General features: G+C 36.5%; 12 protein-coding genes. 2 read left to right on the forward strand and 10 right to left on the reverse strand.

The features are described from left to right. Positions 1-7: 7 nt before the first annotated feature. Positions 8-673, forward strand: coding sequence for a 4'-phosphopantetheinyl transferase family protein (locus tag MTZ49_RS13460; protein ID WP_264745968.1), 666 nt, complete (start codon positions 8-10; stop codon positions 671-673). A 1-nt stretch (position 674) separates the two neighbouring features. Here MTZ49_RS13460 and MTZ49_RS13465 read toward each other — a convergent pair whose 3' ends face one another. From MTZ49_RS13465 to MTZ49_RS13480, 4 genes are read right to left on the reverse strand one after another with little or no spacing between them, the layout of a single operon-like run. After that, positions 675-2,009 (reverse strand): hypothetical protein, encoded by a 1,335-nt coding sequence (locus MTZ49_RS13465; protein WP_264745969.1) that lies wholly within the window; start codon positions 2,007-2,009, stop codon positions 675-677. Next, complete coding sequence (locus MTZ49_RS13470; protein ID WP_413774153.1) at positions 2,006-8,287, reverse strand: protein kinase domain-containing protein; 6,282 nt, start codon at positions 8,285-8,287, stop codon at positions 2,006-2,008. Before MTZ49_RS13470 ends, MTZ49_RS13465 begins: the two co-directional genes overlap by 4 nt. 11 nt (positions 8,288-8,298) lie before the next feature. Then, a complete protein-coding gene (locus tag MTZ49_RS13475; RefSeq protein WP_264745970.1) occupies positions 8,299-8,943 on the reverse strand; it encodes a radical SAM protein in 645 nt (214 codons plus the stop codon). 5 nt (positions 8,944-8,948) lie between these two features. Continuing rightward, a complete protein-coding gene (locus tag MTZ49_RS13480; RefSeq protein ID WP_264745971.1) occupies positions 8,949-10,772 on the reverse strand; it encodes an AAA family ATPase in 1,824 nt (607 codons plus the stop codon). 254 nt (positions 10,773-11,026) lie between these two features. On the opposite strand from MTZ49_RS13480, the gene dmeF reads away from it, so the two are divergent. Continuing rightward, complete coding sequence (dmeF, locus tag MTZ49_RS13485) at positions 11,027-11,956, forward strand: CDF family Co(II)/Ni(II) efflux transporter DmeF (protein WP_264745972.1); 930 nt, start codon at positions 11,027-11,029, stop codon at positions 11,954-11,956. 176 nt (positions 11,957-12,132) lie between these two features. Here the strand turns inward: dmeF and hutI are convergent, their stop codons facing one another. From hutI to hutU, 6 genes are all read right to left on the reverse strand, one after another. Next, positions 12,133-13,338 (reverse strand): imidazolonepropionase, encoded by a 1,206-nt coding sequence (hutI, locus tag MTZ49_RS13490; protein WP_264747892.1) that lies wholly within the window; start codon positions 13,336-13,338, stop codon positions 12,133-12,135. Between the two features lie 44 nt (positions 13,339-13,382). Continuing rightward, positions 13,383-14,327 carry a formimidoylglutamase gene (hutG, locus tag MTZ49_RS13495; protein ID WP_264745973.1) on the reverse strand — a complete coding sequence of 315 codons (945 nt, stop codon included), beginning with the start codon at positions 14,325-14,327 and terminating at the stop codon, positions 13,383-13,385. After that, complete coding sequence (locus MTZ49_RS13500; RefSeq protein WP_264745974.1) at positions 14,311-15,792, reverse strand: purine-cytosine permease family protein; 1,482 nt, start codon at positions 15,790-15,792, stop codon at positions 14,311-14,313. The genes hutG and MTZ49_RS13500 overlap by 17 nt, the downstream gene beginning before the upstream one ends. 89 nt (positions 15,793-15,881) lie before the next feature. After that, positions 15,882-17,024 carry an acyl-CoA dehydrogenase family protein gene (locus tag MTZ49_RS13505; protein WP_264745975.1) on the reverse strand — a complete coding sequence of 381 codons (1,143 nt, stop codon included), beginning with the start codon at positions 17,022-17,024 and terminating at the stop codon, positions 15,882-15,884. A gap of 11 nt (positions 17,025-17,035) precedes the next feature. Beyond that, positions 17,036-18,187 carry a CaiB/BaiF CoA transferase family protein gene (locus MTZ49_RS13510; RefSeq protein ID WP_264745976.1) on the reverse strand — a complete coding sequence of 384 codons (1,152 nt, stop codon included), beginning with the start codon at positions 18,185-18,187 and terminating at the stop codon, positions 17,036-17,038. 18 nt (positions 18,188-18,205) lie between these two features. After that, positions 18,206-19,876 carry a urocanate hydratase gene (gene hutU / locus MTZ49_RS13515; protein WP_264745977.1) on the reverse strand — a complete coding sequence of 557 codons (1,671 nt, stop codon included), beginning with the start codon at positions 19,874-19,876 and terminating at the stop codon, positions 18,206-18,208. Between the last annotated feature and the right edge of the window lie 224 nt (positions 19,877-20,100).

Below are 20,100 nucleotides of genomic sequence, written 5' to 3' on the forward strand. Positions count from 1 at the left end.
ATATATTATGAACTATATTTATTGTGCCTCTATAAAAGGATTGGACTGGTCTCACCTTCAGTCTCAGAAAAAAATACTTAATAGCTCGTCTCAAAAAGATCTTGAACAATTTAGATTTAACGAAGATAAATATCGATCTTTAATAGGTAAAATGCTATTACTTTATATACTAAAAAAACATGAGAACTTTCAAGGAAACACTCTACCTGATATCAGTTACAATAATTATCGAAAACCATCTATTGATTTTATGCAAGGTGGCTTTAATATTTCGCACTCTAATAATTGGGTAGTTTGTGCTTATAACGATCAAGGAGCTATAGGAGTAGATATCGAAAAAATAGTACCTATTAATATTCATGAATACCAGCAAGCACTAACCCACAATGAATATAACGCTTTTCTAAACAATAACAATATTGATTTTTTTCAATTATGGACTTTAAAAGAGGCCATTATGAAAGCAGAAGGCAGTGGCTTCTTTTTATCTCCTACTTCCTTTGAAATACCTTTTCCATTTACTAATCATCGTCAAATAAATATCAAAGAAAATAATTGGTACTTATATTCCCAAAGCTTTCAAGACCAATATATGCTTTCCATAGCTTCCTCTCATAATACCCAATCAGAAATCATGGTTACTATGCTGCCAAACACAATATTACTAACCTAACCTATAAATACTTTGTCTGTGTATATCCTTGTTGAGGACTTTCATTTACTTCAACTATTTGTTTCAAAGCAACCTGCCCAATAGGTAATGACTTTTCCAATAATAGCTCACTGCCCTGTTTAGCTAACCAAGTCTGTAGTTTACCAAAGTCACCACACCATAAAGTTTCAATATCTGTGTCTCGTTGTCTATTTTCAGTTGCAGTAAACCTAACTGCACGTATTTGAAGTCTGGGATTTTCTGCTTTACCCGCTAACTCTATACCATATCCTGGAGTGGCAGGATTACGAATGACTAATTTTCCCTCTTTCGCCCATTGCGTTTGCATTCCTTCTCTTACTTCATACCCTAGACTTGCCAATCCTTGTAAGATTGTTTGTTGTCGGTAAGTAGCTATTGTTGCTTGTCTAATCTCTGTTAATTGAAGTTCACAATTGTTAATTAATTCTTTAAGTTCTTGTATAGTTGCTTTATCTAAAGCTTGCATATCAATATTTAATGGATTAGCTGTTGTTTGTCGTAGCTCTGCTAATATCAACTCCAGTTGATTTAATAAAGCATTACGCTCTTTCGTTTCTTTTACTGTTTTACTTAAATCTAATATTAAACTATCTAATAATAGATTTTGACGGCTTTGTTGAGTTTCTTTTTCTATATTGATTAATCGATTACTAAAAACCTCATATATTGCTATATTTTCAAGCGCTAACTCGCTTAAATAGTTGTCTACCTGAACTATACGAGGATCACGTTGTAATACTTGACCTTGTTGTTTAAACCAATCATGAAAAGTTTGCTTAGTATTATCAATTTCCATTCGATCAAGTAATGCTTGTTGACGATCAGTTAGTTGATTATCTTGTTTAGGTGTCAATAATAGAAAGGCTTGGTTTAATACTTCATTTACATTCCCTTGATAATCATTTTTTATAATTTGTTGTATTTTTTCATCTAAATCATTTGGAATAGAAAGGTTCTTATCTAAGATAGATTTTAAAATAGTTTTTACATTTTCCTTTAGTTGCCTATTTTCTATACGTTGTTGTATTTTTTGTTCAATCTTATCTTTTTTACGTTGTTCAATATCTTCTGCTAAATGATCTATTTCAATAGGTACTAATTTTTGTAAATCAAGAAATCTTTCTTCAGCTAGCATTTGATTAAAATTTTCACGACATTTTACAATACCTTTATAAAAATCTTCATCTTGTTCATTTATTTTATCCATACTATTTTGCCATTGCTGAATAGCTTGGTCTAAACGTGCTAAATGCCCCTGACAAATATCAATCACCTCTTCCACTGTAACGATACGAACAACTTTAGGACCACTCATACAGCAGTCTCCTTTACTTGTAATATTTCTTCAATAGCTTGTTTAAGAAGCTGCTTCACCTGTTCGTTATATTCATACCATCCATGTGATGAAATACGATAGATATTTGGAATAGCTCGTTTTAATACACTAGTACGCCAAATATCTCTGGAGCGTGCACTACTTAATAAAGGATTAATAGGCGCATCACATTCTATCCCTATACAATATAGGTTTGTTTTAGGGTCTTCTATAGCAAAATCTAAAGCAAAAACATCAGCGCCAGAGTTACGTGTATAGTTAACACCTAAAGATTTAATATAATCTTCCACATCATCTAAGAAAGCATCTTTCTGTTTATTAACTAATGTCTCTACACGAGAATGACTAACTGTAACAACCCTATTAAGAATACCTTTAGCACTATCAAACTCGCCTTCAGATAAAGCCCTCGCATACTCTAAATAACATTGTAAATAATCTCTTGGTGTACTAGGTAAATGTTGTGCAGCTAACATATCAGAAACTGCATCAATAGGCATAGAGGAAACTAAAATCACTTTTTTACGCGCACGGGTAATGGCAACATTAAGACGTCTTTCTCCTCCCTGCTGCCCCAACACACCGAAGTTACGTCTAAAAACACCCTCCTTATTACGCCCAAAAGTAGTGGAAAATAAAATAATATCTCGCTCATCACCTTGTACATTTTCCACATTTTTAATAAAGACTGACATATCCTCACCAGACTCTACCCGTTGACTTTCCTCTTTATAAGCAGCAGCAAAGTTTTTATCTCTATTAGCTCTTTTATAAAATAAACTTTCAATCAAATCAGCCTGTTTCTTATTAAAAGTTACTACGCCTAACGATGGCCTTTGCTCTTTAGGTTGTAACCAAATTCTTGCCACTTTACTCACTATTTTTTTAGCTTCAAGTAAGTTAGTTTGATCCTCATAAGTACCATTAACCCTTAAATACTCAATAGGTTGAGCTTGTTTAACTGTTTCTAATGGATGACGTACTGGTATATTTAATTGATTACTATAAAAAGCTGCATTAGAGTAATCTATTAATTCCCGATAAGCAGAGCGATAGTGAATTTGTAGTCCTGTTGTTGGTAATACTGAACGTGCTAATTGTAATAAATCTGGACAGTCCATAATTTCTTTACTATTCCATTTTCCCTGTAGTGCTTCTTGTTGCTCTTCTTCACTTAAGTCTTCAAAGGAAAGTTTTAAATCTATATCTTCTTCATCTACTTCCACTTGTGTAGCAAAGAAAGAACTGGGTGGCATTTGTTTTTCATCACCACTTATCACGACTATTTTGCCACGGTAAAGAGTAGGAATAGCATACTCTATCGGCATTTGCGAGGCTTCATCATAAATAACCATATCAAAAAGTCCAGCTTTAAGAGGCAGTAATCTACTGGCCACATCAGGGTTCATTAACCATATAGGACGCAACTTCATTAAGCCTAATTTTTCACCTTGCTCAATAAACTCTCTCAGACGCCTTGCTCTTTGTCCTGTTAACCTTGTAATATCTTCCCATTCTCTAGCAGAAGCTAACTCTTTAACAGGTATATTTTGCTCTAACAGTATTCTGTTTAAATCACGCATTTCTGTATCCGCCTCTGCTAAAGAAGCTATGCGTTGCTGTGTTTCCTCATAATTAACTAATAATGCAGGATAGTTTTGTTCTAAACGTTCCTTCCATGTATTTCTAGCTTCATAATTAATCAGCTGTCTAAACTTTTTATCTAAATCAGTTATTGCAAACTGCTCAAGCTCTTGTTGATATATCCGTAGCTTTGTAAATAGTTTTATAGCAATAGGTGTTAACTGCTCTACCCGTTTTCTAAAATACTGATAAGCAGTAGTAGTTGGTAAGGAACGTTTTATATCTATAATATCTAAAGGTGTTGCTGTATTTTGCTCAATAGCTACTTTACAAGCATCATATAAAGGACCCATCAAATAGTTAGCCAATAAAGCTAATTTCTCTAAAGAAGCTTTACGAGCAAAATGCCTATTAAATGCTGATGTATAATCTGCAAGTAACTGTTCAAATGCCATTCTGTTTTTAATAATAGCTGCCTCTACATCCTCTGAACGAGGAGCTGCTGATATTTTCTCTGACCACTCCTTTATTTCTAGCAATAAACCTAGTGTATCCTGTATAACCTGTTTCATTTTAGAACCAATGGTATTTTCAGGAACAGGTAACTGTAATTTGGCACAAACTGTTTGTAATTCTTTGCGAATGGGTCGATATTCATGTTCTAATACTAATGCGTTGTAGAGCATAGGAATCCGTTCTTTAGCAGGAATATCTCCTTGCAGTGCTAAAAAATCTAATAAGCTACGCTTTGCTTTATAACGCTTAATACTCAGAAAGCTATACCAAGGAGCTGGTGTAACAATAACTCTAGCCTTTTGTAAAAGCTCATCTAAAAGATCTTGCTCAAGTAAACAAAGTTTAGCTGATAAATCACACCAACCACTTTCTTTAGCAATAGCTAACTGTTCTTGTAAGCTTTTTAATTGATTAACCAGCAAATCACCCTCTACTAAGGTAGCTTCTTTATTTGAATCTACCTTAAAGAAAGGTAACCATTTAATTAAACGTGCCCTTAAATTTTCAGAGATGCTTAAGAAAGCATTACTTTCAGTATCAATCCAATGTTGATAAGGCGTTGGGTTAGATAACTCAAAACGCGCCCTATTAACACTTAATGTATCTATTCTTGATTGTTCTACTGCTAAAAACTGCTCAAAAAAGTTTTTAAAATCTTCTACGGTTGCTAAATCATGAGAAAATGCCTGCAAGTTTGCCAATGGACTGTTTTCATAGTTTGCAGGTAACCAATAACGAATTAAAGGGGCACACTCATCTTCCAGCTCAGCTAACCGCTGAATGTTTAAAGGACTAACAATTGGCCTTAATTGAGGTGCGGCAAACAAACTATATTCTTTATTTAAACCTATAAGTTCAGCAATTAATTTTCGGTAAGTTAAGCCTGTTTGCTGATCTTGATAATGCAAAGCTTCATGGTAACTATCTAATTGCTTTTCTAACTTAGTAATTTTTTCTGCAACTTGCTCACGTTTTACTTGCCAATCTGTTTTTTGTGGTGCTCTAAATAACTTCTCTAACTGATCTCTAACACTTCCGATGACAGCATTTCTATCACCATTGACATCATTAACCATTACACTGCGAGCGCCTAATCCCTCGGCAACTAATCTTTTGTGAACAACCTCTAAAGCAGCTTTTTTCTGACAAACAATTAATACTGTTTTATTACGACCAATAGCATCACCTACCATATTTACAATCGTTTGACTCTTCCCTGTACCTGGCGGCCCTTCTATTAATAAACCAGGTTCTTGCCGTGATTGCAATACCGCATTCTCCTGTGATGGATCGCTGTCAACAGTGAAATAACGATCTAACTCTGCTGGCTTCTCAGGAATTTCTGCTACTGCTTGATAAGGTTTTAAACGTAATGCAGTTTCTAAAGCCGTACCTACAGGAGACATTTTCTTCAATCGATTAAGCTCTTCCCCTATCGACTGTCCCATAAAGTTTACATCAAATAATACAGCCGAACAGGCAAAATGCACCTCTCCTCGACTCACCTCAAGATTAGTAGGCAATGCCTGTGCTTGTTGCGATAATACATTACCTAATAAACTTAACGCATCCATTACTTCAACAGATGTTAATGCAGAACGAGCTAATAAATCATCCAGTACTTTTTTCCAAGTTTGGCAAAGCTCTTTACCTAATATCCCTTCCAATGCTGGATTAATACGGATTTCTTCCCGATCACTATCAAAAGCCAAAGTAATACGATTTCTCAATCCCATATCGTAATTTAATTTTATTGGCCATAATAATAACGGAGCAATTCTTGGTAACCTATAACTATGTGGCTCTTGATAAAGTAAAAAAGGAAACCCCATATAGAGACCATCAATTCCTGTATCTCTTTTATACAAATTGGATTGACGATAAAGATTGTTTAATTGATATTCAAGGTAATTACTATTTTGAAAAGCTGTAACATCAATACTAATTTGTCGATTATTACGTTCTAAAATATGGTCTAACAGGTGGTTTGCTGATCTACGCTCTGTTCCTAATAATGTAATATCTACACGCCCTGTATACATTCCCATATACATCCGAACTAATGGACCTTGCAATACGGCTGTAGTAACTTTTTTATGAAAAAAATCTATAATCTGTGAAACATATTGTTGTTTATGCGGTTTAGACCATTGCTCGGCTGGTACACTTAATAATAACAATAGTCGAGCTAATGGCATTCTTTTCTCTAAACGATATTGTTCAGCCCATTTATCTACTTGCTCATGCCCTGTATTGGCAAACCCTTCGACTCGTTCAGTTAATGTTTGATATAAAGCTAAACGTGGTTGGTTAATCAATAGCCTTAATTCACTTTCTACAGCTGTTAAAATATCAAACTTTTCACCTAATTTAACTGTTTCTTCAATAACCGTATCTACAGATTTAAACTGGCCAATCTCAGCACTCAATAAAACGATTAAGTCTTCCTCGCTAATAATACGTCGCTCCATAAGCGACAATAAACCTACATTACTAGCATCAGGTAAAATTGCCCAACGTTCCTCCCATAAAGCCGTTAACTGTGCCCTTGAAGTAGAGAGTAAATGAATTTTTAAAACTTCTTCATCTAACTTAATATGTAAATTTTTTGCTCTTTTTCGAACAGTATTAGCACGCTCATGTAAGCGCCACAACCAACCCTCCAAGTCTTTCAATAAGTTGGATATAAAGTTAGCAATTAATTGATAACCTTCTAAAGGATGCTGTAATAGCCAACTAGGAGTAACAATATCCCCCTTCAGAATTAATGGCATATCAGGGTTTAATACCTTTAATACTAGCATCAACTGTATATCTGGGGATAAATCTTGTTGACGAAAAACTTCTCTTATCTTTGCTAATTCCTGTTGATCAAATTCAGCTTGCTCTAGCCATGTTACAACCCTACCACGCAACATATGGGTTTGCGCTTCTTGCCAATTAATAGGATCTGCTGCACTTAATGCAAATAATTTAGGACTACGGTAAGCTTTACCCGCTAAGGTAATAGTAGCCCCCAATTCAGTATCTTGAGTTGGTTTTATTATTTCTGGTGCGGTAACTGCTTCACCATTAATCCATGCTTTTACTTGTGACCATTGCCAACGCTGATGATGGTCCTTTGCTAGTAACCCCCTCAATAAAAGCTGTAATCTAAGATCAAGCCCTTTAGGAATATCAATACCATTGGTTAATACTTGTATTAAAAACGCTTGAGTATTAACACCTTCAAAACACTTACCTTGGGTAAGCTGCTCTAACAGAATAACCCCTAGACTCCACCAATCAGATGCAGCACTTACACCACCAGCTACAACTTCAGGAGCAGTGTATAAAGTTGTTGTTAAGGGTGAAATAACTTCTAAGTCAAATTCAGATAAACGTGCTGAACCAAATCCTGTAATTACTAAATCCAAAGGTTCTCGACTACGCACTAATAACGTTTCTGGCCTTAAATCACAATGGCGTAACCCAACTTCTGCAAAAGCTTGTAATGCTCCCCCTAACTCTGTCATCACATGGCGGATAGTAGCTAAATCATTAATAACAATGCCTAAATCAGATAACGTACCACCCGTTAACTCTTCTGCAACCACATAGGCTTGTGAGTTCCAACGTCCTTTTGCAATAATTTCTGGTACGTGCTCACGAGGTAAACCTTTTAAAACATCATAAACAGCAATATCTGGCTCTGCGCCAGCACTATACAAAGTTAATACTGCTCTACGATTATCTTCTTCTCTTTCAGCTAAATAACGTACTCGTGTACCATCTGTACTACTAATAGTATTTAGTAGACGCCAGCCAGCCACAACTGTTTCTATTGTTTCATCAGTAGTAGCTGTTGTTATAGATTGCTCAATTACTTCTTCTGTAACAGCTGCAGTTACAGGTGTTTGTTCTGCTAAATCTGCACCACAGACTATACAAATTAAATCACCCTCTTCCATTGGGTGTCCATTAGTACAATGAGGTATTAAATTCTCAATTATCGCCTCTTCAGCCGTAACAACTAATTGTGGTCGCCAGCCAGTTTCGCGAATAGGCTCGTTTGATAAATCCCAGCCACAAGGAGTACCGTCAATTGCTCCTTCACAAAAAATCTCATAGAGTGAACGTTCTGAGTGACAGTTAGGGCAAAAACGCATCATTGCCATAAATAATTTCCTTAATGCTTGGATTTATCCGCAGTCACTGTTATTTGGTGACCTTGTTGCTCTAAAAAAGATTGTAATCGTAAAAAATCATCACGCTTGGGTATACCTGCAAACCATACTGTGCCATCTTCATCAAACATAACATCTAATACTTGATCTTGCTTACTTATCTCTTGCTGATAATCTTTAAATCGTTCCTTACCTAGCGTGGTAAAAAAATGTAATCGTTGATTATCGCTACCCCGTAATCGCAATGTTTGCGACGTTTGATATTGGAAAGGATCTGAGATTAACACATCTACATAAGGTTTCACTTGCTGTATGTGATGCTCAATCGCTTCAATGGAGTAACCTGTATACAACAAAATATCTACCGATGTTTTTTGTTTAAGTTGTTTTAATAAAGCTAATAATGCTTCTGGCTGTTCAAATGGCTCACCACCAGAAATTGTAATACCTTCTGCTTGTATTAACCAAGGTGTTATTTGCTCTACAAACTGATTTACTGCTATAAAATCTTTAGCTTTTGCCCATGTATCAGCAGAAATACAACCTTGACACCTTAAACTACAACCTTGCAACCAGATTCCTAATCTATTACCTGGCCCTAAAGTAGAAACAGGAAAATGTACACGAGACAACCCCAACTTAACCACACTAACTACTCCAATGTTAAAGAGCCAGCTTGTAATCTAGTAATAGTCACTTTTTGATCTACTTGTGGATTTAACTCAAATAACTTACGTGCTAAAGGATTCAATAAATGTGCTTCTATTTGATTACGAATACCTCGTCCACCGTTTGAAAGGTCAGCTAAAGCTATTTTTCTTAAGTTTTCTAGGGCTCCTATAGTAAATGCTAAAGCTAATCCATTAGTTTTTAAATCTTCTATAATATTATCTATCATTTGTTGGAAGATTTGCTCTGCAACATCTTTACGAATGAAATCAAAAACAATAATATTTTCTCCCATTCGATTTAATATTTCTGGACGATTTAGCACAAATTTAAAATAGCGCTCAATTTCATTTTGTACTCTTATTTGTACTGTTTCAAAAGGATCATCTGCTGACACATTAGATATCCTTTCACCAGTTTCTGTTACCTTATAGATACCAAGATTAGAGGTAAATACAATTAAAGCTTCTGAGAAATAAACTCGCTCACCTCTTCCTGAAGTTAACACACCATCATCTAAAATCTGCAAAAACTTATCTAAAATTCTTGGATGAGCCTTTTCAATCTCATCAAATAACACCACACTAAACGGCTTTTCACGAATAGCATTCGTTAGCTCTCCACCCATATCATAGCCAACATAGCCTGGAGGTGCTCCTATTAAACGCTGATCAGAGAACTCTGAACTAAACTCTGACATATCAAAACGTATATAAGCACTTTCATCATTAAATAATAAACTGGTAATTGTTTTAGCTAATTCTGTTTTACCCACCCCTGTTGGCCCCGCTAAAAAAACTACTCCGCGCGGTCTATTACCTTTACGGCTAGTACCAACACCAGTAATTGCTCGCTTAATGATATCTAGCATATGAGTCACTGCATGATTTTGCCCTTTGACTCGCCTATACACAAACTCATCAGCTTGCTTTATTTTTTCTCGATCAATTTTTTGCCAAGGATCCTCTGTTACACCTACCTTATAATGGCGTACAGCATCACCTATATTATCAATATTGATTTGTTCCACACGCGCCAAAGTAGCAATAGCATTCATATCCAATAACAGCATTCCCTCTGTACTATTTACAAAAGTTGTTTCTGCTTTAAGCAATGCCTCATCTGTAGCCTGTTGTGAACCTGGAATTCCTTTAATCAACGGCAATGCTAAAGCGCGCCGTGCTATATTATCTGGTTTAGATACAGGAATATGACGTAATTTTGGATTATTAACTAATAACCAATCAGGTAAATCCCCCTCTTTTTCTACTAACCATAATATCGTATTAAAAAAAGGAGCACGATTAGCACCAGCAGGACGCATTCTCGCTTGATGCGATAACACTAACGCACGAGTAAATAATTGATGCTCTACAGCGCTTAAGTTATCTGCCCGAATGCTTAACTGAGAAGCAAAATCTATTACCAATGCTATAGGATCACCCATTAGTCCTACTAATCGTTCTATAACATTACTTAATAAATCCAAACCACCTGCTGCACAGCCATTCTCAGGAGTTAACCCTAACTGCTGTAGCAATTGATCAGTATTTTGGGCAGGTAAATCAGGGGTTTGCAAACATTGAAAACCTATTAAAGGATCCCACATAACCACTTGACTATACCCTGCTTCCCTTAAAGTGCGATATAAGGTCAATTCAAAAGATTGTGGTGTAACAACACTTGGTGTAATTTCACATGCCTGTAAATCTCGGATATTACCAGATAAGACAAATTGGCTTTTCAATGGTAAAAATCTTACTAAATCACGCATCCAACGAGGTTTTTCAAAATAACCAAGTGACATATAAAAAATCCTTTAAAAAAGTAATCAGAAAATTCTACTGTAATTTAGAATAAATGTCTTTTTCTTATGATTAACCTATAAAGTATTTTCAATACAAGATAATAGCTTTTAAAAAGCCTATTTTAGATAAGACCGCAAAATAGTTACTACTTATTCAGTATCCATTTGACGTTGTGTTATAGATAATTCTCATTTATAACAGCCCCTATACTGGGGTATAGTATATTAAGCAACAGAAAAAAAGGTAATATTTAATGTCAGCAAATAAAGACCTTACTAATTGGCAACACTCTCATCTATTTAATGAAGGTAATCCTCTTGCTGAGAAAAAAACTAAGCTAGCGGTATTGTTAACATTTATCACTATGATAGCTGAAATCATTGGTGGTTATGCATTTAATTCAATGGCTCTACTAGCGGATGGCTGGCATATGAGCTCCCATACTCTAGCATTAGGGCTTTCCGTATTAGCTTATGTATTTGCTAGAAAATATGCACATGATAATAGATTTGCTTTTGGTACATGGAAGATTGAAGTTTTGGGTGGCTTTACCAGTGCTATATTGCTGGCCCTTATTGCTGTACTGATGTTTTCTCACTCAATTGAAAGATTAGTTAATCCTGCCGAAATTCATTATGACCAAGCAATTATTATTGCCTTTATCGGCTTGCTAGTTAATCTTGCTTGTGCTTGGTTATTAAAAGATGATCACCACCATCATCATGGTTCACACGATCATGCTCATGGGCATCATCATGATATGAACTTACGGGCTGCTTATATTCATGTGATTACTGATGCTGCCACATCTGTTTTAGCTATTATTGCACTAATCTCTGGTAAGTTTTGGGGTGCAGCTTGGCTTGATCCTGTTATGGGTATTGTAGGCGCTATTTTAGTATCAGTATGGGCTTATGGTTTAATCCGTGATTCTGGAAAAATACTGTTAGATGCCGAAATGGATACTCCTGTTGTTCAAGAAATAAAAGAAGTGATTGAGCAAAGCCCCATTAAGGCAAAAATAAGTGATTTACATGTATGGCGTGTTGGTAAAGAAAAGTATGCTTGTATTGTAGGACTAGTAACTTCAGAAAATATTTCGCCTGATTATTTTCGTAATCTATTAAGTATCCATGAGGAGTTAGTTCATATCACCATTGAGATTAATAAATATGAAACTTAATAAAGGCATTAGTACCAATAATCAATTATACAATTATTACCCTCAACAAAAGTATTTAACTCTTCTACTATACAAATATTAGATTGAATTTTAAGGCTAACTTAGATGTTAACCAACACACTAAATCTAACCCAAAACCCTCTTCTCTACTCACTGGCAATACAATATTTTTACTCTTAAAAAGACTTAACAAACTGTCCTTTTTGAATAATATGTGTAGCTAATTGCCCACCTAACCAATAGGCTAGTTCAGCTGGTTGGTTAATATCCCACGCAATAAAATCTGCTACTTTGCCTTGCTCTAAGCTGCCATGTGTTGTTTCTAAACCTAATGCTTGTGCTGCGTTAATGGTAACACCTGCTAAGGCCTCTTCTGGAGTCATTTTAAACAGAGTACAGCCCATATTTAACAATAGCCTAGGTGATAACATAGGTGATGTGCCTGGATTTAAATCGGTTGATAAAGCTATTTTTACCCCATGCTTACGTAATGCATCCATAGGTGGTAATTGGATCTCTCTTAACATATAAAAAGCTCCTGGCAATAATACGGCAACTGTTCCTGCTTTTGCCATAGCAATTGCATCGGACTCTGTCATATATTCTAAGTGATCAGCGGAAAGGGCATGGTACTTAGCAGCCAAGCTAGAGCCATGTAGCGATGATAATTGCTCTGCATGCAGCTTAACAGGTAGACCTAGTGCTTGTGCTTTTTGGAATACTTTTTCTACTTGAGCTGGTGAAAAAGCTAAATGTTCACAAAAAGCGTCTACCGCATCTACTAGCCCCTCTTTGGCTAAAGTTGGTAACATCACATCACAAATATGTGTTATATAGTCATCAGCTTTTCCTTTATATTCAGGTGGAATATCGTGTGCAGCTAAACAAGTAGCCTTTACTGTAGCAGGCAATATTTCTCCAAGCTTACGGATAACTTTTAATACTTTACGTTCACTTTCTAACGTTAAACCATAACCTGATTTAATCTCTAAGGTGGTTACTCCTTCACTTAATAAATGTTTAACTCGCTTTAAAGCAGAAGCTAATAACTCTTGTTCTGAAGCTTCACGAGTAGCTTTGACAGTACTTGCTATACCACCACCTTGCGCAGCTATTTCAGCATAACTCACACCTTGTAATCGTTTTTCAAACTCACCACTACGATCACCACCAAATACTAAGTGGGTATGGCAATCAATAAATCCTGGTGTTACCCATGCATTATTAAGATTAACTTCTTTAGCTTCTACTTGAGGTTTATCTGCCCTTTTACCAATCCAGCTAATTAAACCATTTTCAGTAATCATGGCAGCATCTTCAATAATATTGTAGTTACCATTTTGCATAGTGATTGCATGAAAATGTTGCCATAGGGTTTTCATCATAAACTCCAACTCTTTACTTTATCTAAACTAAATTATAGTCACTACCAATTTAATAATATTTGCCATACAAAACGTGCGGCAACTTTAGCGCATAGTCCTTGATTATCTAATGCAGGGTTAAACTCTACAAAATCTGCTGCCTGTAATTTACCGCTATTTTTAATAAAATCGGCAACTGCTATTAAAAAATCTAAACCTACACCATAAGCTGCAGGTGCAGATACAGCATACATATATGACAGTGGCAGTACATCTAAATCAACAGTTAAATAGACAATATCAACACTTTCTATAAACTGTTTTACCCTTGCCAATATATTTGCTAGATTTTGGTTATTGCATTCAGTATCCCAAATAATCTGTACGCCTAACTCATCAGCTGTGTTTAATAATGAACCTGTATTAGCAGCCAAACTAGCCCCTATACAAAGGTAATTAAAAGGCCTATTAGCTTCTTGACAATAATCAGCCAACTGCTTAAAAGGTGTGCCAGAAGAACCTTCTTTTGATAAGCGAATATCTAAGTGTGCATCAAAGTTAATAATGCCTATTTTTTTATTGGGAAATACCTTATAAATACCCATACCATGAGCAAAAGCTGTTTCATGGCCACCGCCAAGCACTACAGTTTTAAGTTGCTGTTGTTGGCATTGTGTTACACACTCGGCTAAAGCTTGTTGACTAGCAATTAAAGTATCTTGATACAGCACATTACCTAAATCCACTAATTTATTATGACTATTATGCGCTGCTAAATTTGCCATTGCTTTTCGAATAACATTAGGAGCCTCTTGTGCACCTACTCTTCCTTTATTAAGTCGAACACCTTCATCACACATAAAACCTAATAGTGCTGTATGATTAGCATATTGTACGGGGGCAAACTCATTAGCCACTATAATTGTCTGAAATAACCGAAGCGCTAATGCTCCTTCACTGCTATCATCTCTTCCTGTCCAAATACTTTTATCAGTTGACTGCCACATTACTTATGTCCTTTAGAAAATTATCATCTTGTTCACTGTCATCAGTTTCATGATCAGGGATAATTAATTGATGAGGTATTTCATAACTAAACTTACGCGCTAAAATAAAATATACAATGGCAGGAATAATCCAACCAATAATCCATGAAATATCCACTTGTAAATAATGTACTAAAGGGCCTGTGAAGAACTTAGTATCAACAAATGGCATTTGAATTAATACTCCAAAGATATAAACACCTATGCCCACCCAATTCCATTTACCATAGCGACCATTAGGATCTGATAGCGCAGGAATATCATAGCGTTGCTTAGTCACTAGATAATAATCAACAATAATAATTGCGCTCCAAGGTGTAAAGAAAGTGAGTAAGAATAATAAAAAAGCAGAGAAATTATTTAAGAAATCACCTCTCCCTAATAAAGCAATAACTACAGACAAACCAACCATAATAAAAATATAAATAAAACGTAATCTACTTGAAATAACACTATGACCACGAAAACCACTGATAATAGTCGCCATTGACATAAAGCTACCATAAGCATTCAGGGTAGTAATTACCACCTTACCAAAGGCAATAATAAAATACAGTAATGCAGCTATTAACCCAACCCCACTTAGACCTACAATATATTCAACTTCATGATGTCTAAAAGCACCACCACTTTGGGCTGCTTGAGCTGCTGCTAACACTCCAAAAATCATAGAAATTTGAGTACCAATAATGCTACCAGAACCTACTGCTAGAAAAGTTTTAAAGCTAGAGGTGTTTTTAGGCAGATAACGTGAATAATCTGCTACATAAGGGCCAAAGGCTATTTGCCATGAGGCAGATAATGAAACCGCCAACATAAAACTAGCCCAAGAGAAATGTTTAATACTTAATAACGCTATCACATCATGTTTGGTCATTAATTGATAGAACATATAACAAAAAGCTAAAACACCTACCACACTGGCCAAACGCCCCATTCCATGAATAATTTTATAACCACAAATAGTAAAAATAACCAATAGTATCCCAAAGATTAGGATACCTAAATTATCAGATACATGGACTAACTTACCTATCGCCTGCCCCGCTAGCACTGAACCACTAGCAGAAAAACCAATGTACATAATGCACACTAACACAATAGGTATAACTGCACCATAAACACCAAACTGCACGCGACTTGAGATCATTTGTGGCAACCCTAATTTAGGACCTTGCACACCGTGCAGAGCCATAATAGCACCACCTACTACTTGACCAATAAACAAGCCTATCAGTGACCAAAATACATCACCACCTAACACAACAGCTAATGCACCTGTAACAATAGCCGTAATTTGTAGATTAGCACCAAACCATAATGTAAATTGACTCCATACACTGCCATGTCGCTCTGCTTCGGGAATATAATCAATAGAACGGGTTTCAACTAATTTACTTGTTTTATTTTCAGTATTTAATGTCATATCATACTCCCCACACCACAGCTAATTTATTATTGTTAACCAGTGATAAAAAAAGCAAGATAGACTATTTATACCTTGCTTATCTATTGTCATTTATATTGATTAATTACAGCCCTTGAGATTATTATTTTTTGAACCTCTGAAGTACCTTCAAAAATCCGTAAGATACGTGCATCCCTCACATATCGCTCCAATGGTAAATCTCGAATATAACCATAACCACCATGCAACTGTAACGCTGCATCTGTTACAAAACCCGCCACTTCAGCTGCAAATAATTTTGCAGTAGCTGACTCTAAGCTAAACCTATCACTACTATCACGTGATATTGCAGCTTTTGCTGTCATTAATCTAGCAGCCTCTAATTGACTATACATATCAGCTACTTTCCATTGAGTACCTTGATAAGCAGCTAAAGGTTTCGGACCAATTTGTCGCTCATTAATCCATTTCATAGTATCTTCAAAAGCTGCACTAGCAATACCTAATGACATAGCTGCCACTTCCACTCGACCACGATCAAGTACATGCATAGCGGTATGAAAACCTTTACCTTCCTCACCTAACATAGCTGACTCTGGTAACCAACAATCCAATGCCAACTCATAAATAGTACTACCTCTTAATCCCATGGTTTTCTCAGGACTAGAAAATGTAACACCCTCTGTACCTTTAGGAATAATAAAAGCACTAATTCCCTTAGCTCCTGCCTCCGGATCAGTTTTCGCGTAAAGTACAATAAAATCAGCTTCAGCTGCATTAGTAATATAATGTTTACTACCGCGAATACGCCAACCACCATTTTCTTTAATTGCCTTGGTACGCATATCAACAGGATTAGAACCTGCGGCTGGCTCAGTTAAACCAAAAGCACCTAAAATCTCACCAGTAGCTGCTCGTGGTAATAAGTCTTGCTTTTGTGCTTCAGTACCGCCAACCAGAATAGAATCAGTCGCCAAAAAATGAGCTGTTAGCGAAGAAGCTGTAGAAGCACAAGCCTTAGCTACTGCTTCTACAATATAGCTCATTGCTAAACTACCAATACCTAATCCTCCATATTCTTCAGGTAAATTAATACCCATACAACCTAATTCACCTAAAGTCTTTAGGTTATCACCACAAAATCCTTCACTCTCATCTAGTTGTTGAGCATTAGCTTTTAATATATCTTCTGTTACTTGTTGAACGGACTCAACAATGGCTTGTTCTGTAGCATCTAATTTAAACACCATTTTGTTTCCCCTTATTTTTTTGATAATCCAAAAAGATTATTAGCTTCGCCCAACACAGGCGCATGAGTGGTACTGTGAGGTTTTACACCATTGATATAAACAGGCTGTGGCACAATAGGAAAAGCTTGTCCTGCAACAGGTACAAATAGTTTTCTTAACTTAGCTTGTTCACAATCGGTGGCTTGTTTTAAATCCCATACAGGTGAAGCAGGAATACCTGCTTCTAGTAAAGTATCGCAGACTTCCTGTACAGTAAGCTTTCCAGTCCAATCCTCTATTTCAGCTTTAACCACATGCTGATGTTCGGTACGCACAGTATCATTAGCAAATCGTGGATCAGTAGCTAACGTCTTATTACCAATACACTCACAAAATTTAAAAAATAGCTTATCACTCGCAATGGCAATAACTACCAAACCATCTTTCGCTTTATAAGTATCAAAAGGCGTAGAAATCGGGTGCCTATTACCTACTAAACCAGGAGCTTTACCTCTTGCTAATAAACCAGCTAAACCTGTCATTTGCATGCTAACAAGTACATCAAACATGGCTACATCAATATATTGTGCCCCTGTACCATGACGCTCTCTGGCAAATAAAGCTGTGCTGATAGCCCATGCAGCATAAACACCTGCACATAAATCACCTAATGATTCACCACTTCGGGTTGGCCCTGCTTCGGGGAAGCCAGTTACACTCATAAGTCCTGACATAGCTTGTGCAACAATGTCATAAGCAGGATGTTTAGAAAGCGGCCCTTCTTGCCCAAAGCCAGAAATACTGGCATAAACTAATTTTGGGTTATGTTGTTTTAATACTTCAAAGTCAATGCCTAACCGCTTAGTTACCCCAGGTCGGAAGTTTTCTACGACTACATCAGACTCTGCAACTAACTGATAAAAACGTTTTAAATCATCCGCATCTTTAAAATCTATTTCGATACTACGCTTACCTCGGTTAATCAATGCATAGTAAATACTGTAACCTGTCTCATCAAAAGCCCCTAAATGGCGACTATCATCACCATGCTCAGGTACTTCTAACTTAATTACCTCTGCCCCCATATCTGCCAGCATACCTGTACAGTGTGGGCCAGCAAGTACTCGACTTAAATCGAGTACTCTAATGCCAGTAAGAGGTTTGAATTTATTATCATCAGACATATCCACCCCTTAGCATGGTTATTTAACCATCGGTAAATTAAGGCCTTTCTCTTTAGCACATTCAATGGCGATATCATAACCAGCATCAGCGTGGCGCATTACACCTGTAGCAGGATCATTATGCAGCACTCGCGCAATACGTTCAGCCGCTTCATCAGTACCATCACAAACGATTACCATGCCAGAGTGTTGCGAGAAGCCCATACCTACCCCGCCACCGTGATGTAAAGACACCCAAGTAGCACCACTAGCAGTATTTAATAGAGCATTTAATAATGGCCAATCAGAAACAGTGTCGCTACCATCTTGCATAGACTCAGTTTCACGATTAGGGCTTGCTACCGAACCAGAGTCCAAATGATCACGACCAATAACGATAGGAGCTTTTAGCTCTCCACTACGTACCATTTCATTAAAGGCTAAACCTAACTTCGCACGCTCACCTAGACCTACCCAACAAATCCGTGCAGGTAAGCCTTGGAAACTAATACGCTCTTTCGCCATATCTAACCAAGTATGTAAATGCTTATCATCAGGAATAAGTTCTTTTACTTTAGCATCTGTTGCATAAATATCGCTTGCCTCACCTGATAAAGCAGCCCAACGGAAAGGACCAATACCGCGACAGAATAATGGACGAATATAGGCAGGTACGAAACCAGGGAAATCAAAGGCATTTTTCACACCTTCTTCAAAGGCCATTTGACGAATATTATTGCCATAGTCAAAAGTAGGCACCCCCATTTTTTGTAAATCAAGCATTGCTTGTACATGATCCGCCATCGATGCTTTAGCTTCTTTTACCACTAAATCTGGTTCTGTTTGGGCACGTTGACGATATTCTTCCCACGTCCAACCTTTAGGTAAGTAACCATTTAATGGGTCATGGGCACTGGTTTGATCGGTTAATAAGTCAGGTTTTACACCACGACGTACCAACTCAGGTAACACTTCTGCTGCATTAGCGCATAACGCAATAGAAATAGCCTTACCCTCAGCGGTATATTTCCGAATACGTTCAATGGCATCATCTAAATCTTTAGCTTGCTCATCCACATAACGTGTTCTTAAACGGAAATCAATGCGGCTTTGTTGGCATTCAATATTTAATGAGCAAGCACCTGCTAAGGTAGCTGCTAATGGTTGTGCACCACCCATACCACCTAAACCAGCAGTTACTACCCAACGTCCTTTTAAGCTGCCGTTATAATGTTGGCGAGCTGCTTCCACAAAGGTTTCATAAGTACCTTGTACAATCCCTTGGCTACCAATATAAATCCAGCTACCTGCGGTCATTTGACCATACATCATAAGACCTTTAGCATCTAGCTCATTAAAATGCTTCCAGTTCGCCCAATGTGGCACAATATTAGAGTTAGCAATAAGTACGCGTGGCGCATTACTATGCGTTTTGAATACCCCAACAGGTTTACCTGATTGAACTAATAATGTTTCATCTTCATTTAATTTTTTTAATGTTTCGACTATTTTATCGTAACACTCCCAATTACGCGCAGCACGACCTATGCCACCATACACAACCAATTCCTTAGGATTCTCAGCGACATCCGGATCAAGATTATTCATCAACATACGAAGTGGCGCTTCAGTTAACCAACTTTTAGCATTTAGCTTTGTACCTCTTGGCGCTCTTATAGTTACATCACGAAAACGGTCTTGCTTAGCCATTACTTTCTCCTAGACAGATATTTACTTGTACTAACTTGTATATACAATTATATGCAAATTAAAGGCCAAACCAATAAAAAAATATTAATGAATTGGCTAACCTATTAATTAATAAAAAATTAAATAAAGAGAAAAATTACTAATTTTATTACAAGAATATTTTTAGAAAATCTATGCACTAAACAAGTGCATTAATACACCATAAATGGAGATTTTATTATTTC

It is taken from the genome of Entomomonas sp. E2T0 (genome assembly GCF_025985425.1).
Lineage (GTDB): Bacteria > Pseudomonadota > Gammaproteobacteria > Pseudomonadales > Pseudomonadaceae > Entomomonas.

Bases quoted from the DNA above. Each gene is read 5' to 3' on its own strand.
- MTZ49_RS13500 (WP_264745974.1), bottom strand. From the start codon at position 15,792: ATGACATTAAATACTGAAAATAAAACAAGTAAATTAGTTGAAACCCGT.
- hutG (WP_264745973.1), bottom strand. From the start codon at position 14,327: ATGTGGCAGTCAACTGATAAAAGTATTTGGACAGGAAGAGATGATAGC.
- hutI (WP_264747892.1), bottom strand. From the start codon at position 13,338: ATGAAAACCCTATGGCAACATTTTCATGCAATCACTATGCAAAATGGT.
- hutU (WP_264745977.1), bottom strand. From the start codon at position 19,876: ATGGCTAAGCAAGACCGTTTTCGTGATGTAACTATAAGAGCGCCAAGA.
- dmeF (WP_264745972.1), top strand. From the start codon at position 11,027: ATGTCAGCAAATAAAGACCTTACTAATTGGCAACACTCTCATCTATTT.
- MTZ49_RS13505 (WP_264745975.1), bottom strand. From the start codon at position 17,024: ATGGTGTTTAAATTAGATGCTACAGAACAAGCCATTGTTGAGTCCGTT.
- MTZ49_RS13470 (WP_413774153.1), bottom strand. From the start codon at position 8,287: ATGGCAATGATGCGTTTTTGCCCTAACTGTCACTCAGAACGTTCACTC.
- MTZ49_RS13480 (WP_264745971.1), bottom strand. From the start codon at position 10,772: ATGTCACTTGGTTATTTTGAAAAACCTCGTTGGATGCGTGATTTAGTA.
- MTZ49_RS13510 (WP_264745976.1), bottom strand. From the start codon at position 18,187: ATGTCTGATGATAATAAATTCAAACCTCTTACTGGCATTAGAGTACTC.
- MTZ49_RS13460 (WP_264745968.1), top strand. From the start codon at position 8: ATGAACTATATTTATTGTGCCTCTATAAAAGGATTGGACTGGTCTCAC.
- MTZ49_RS13465 (WP_264745969.1), bottom strand. From the start codon at position 2,009: ATGAGTGGTCCTAAAGTTGTTCGTATCGTTACAGTGGAAGAGGTGATT.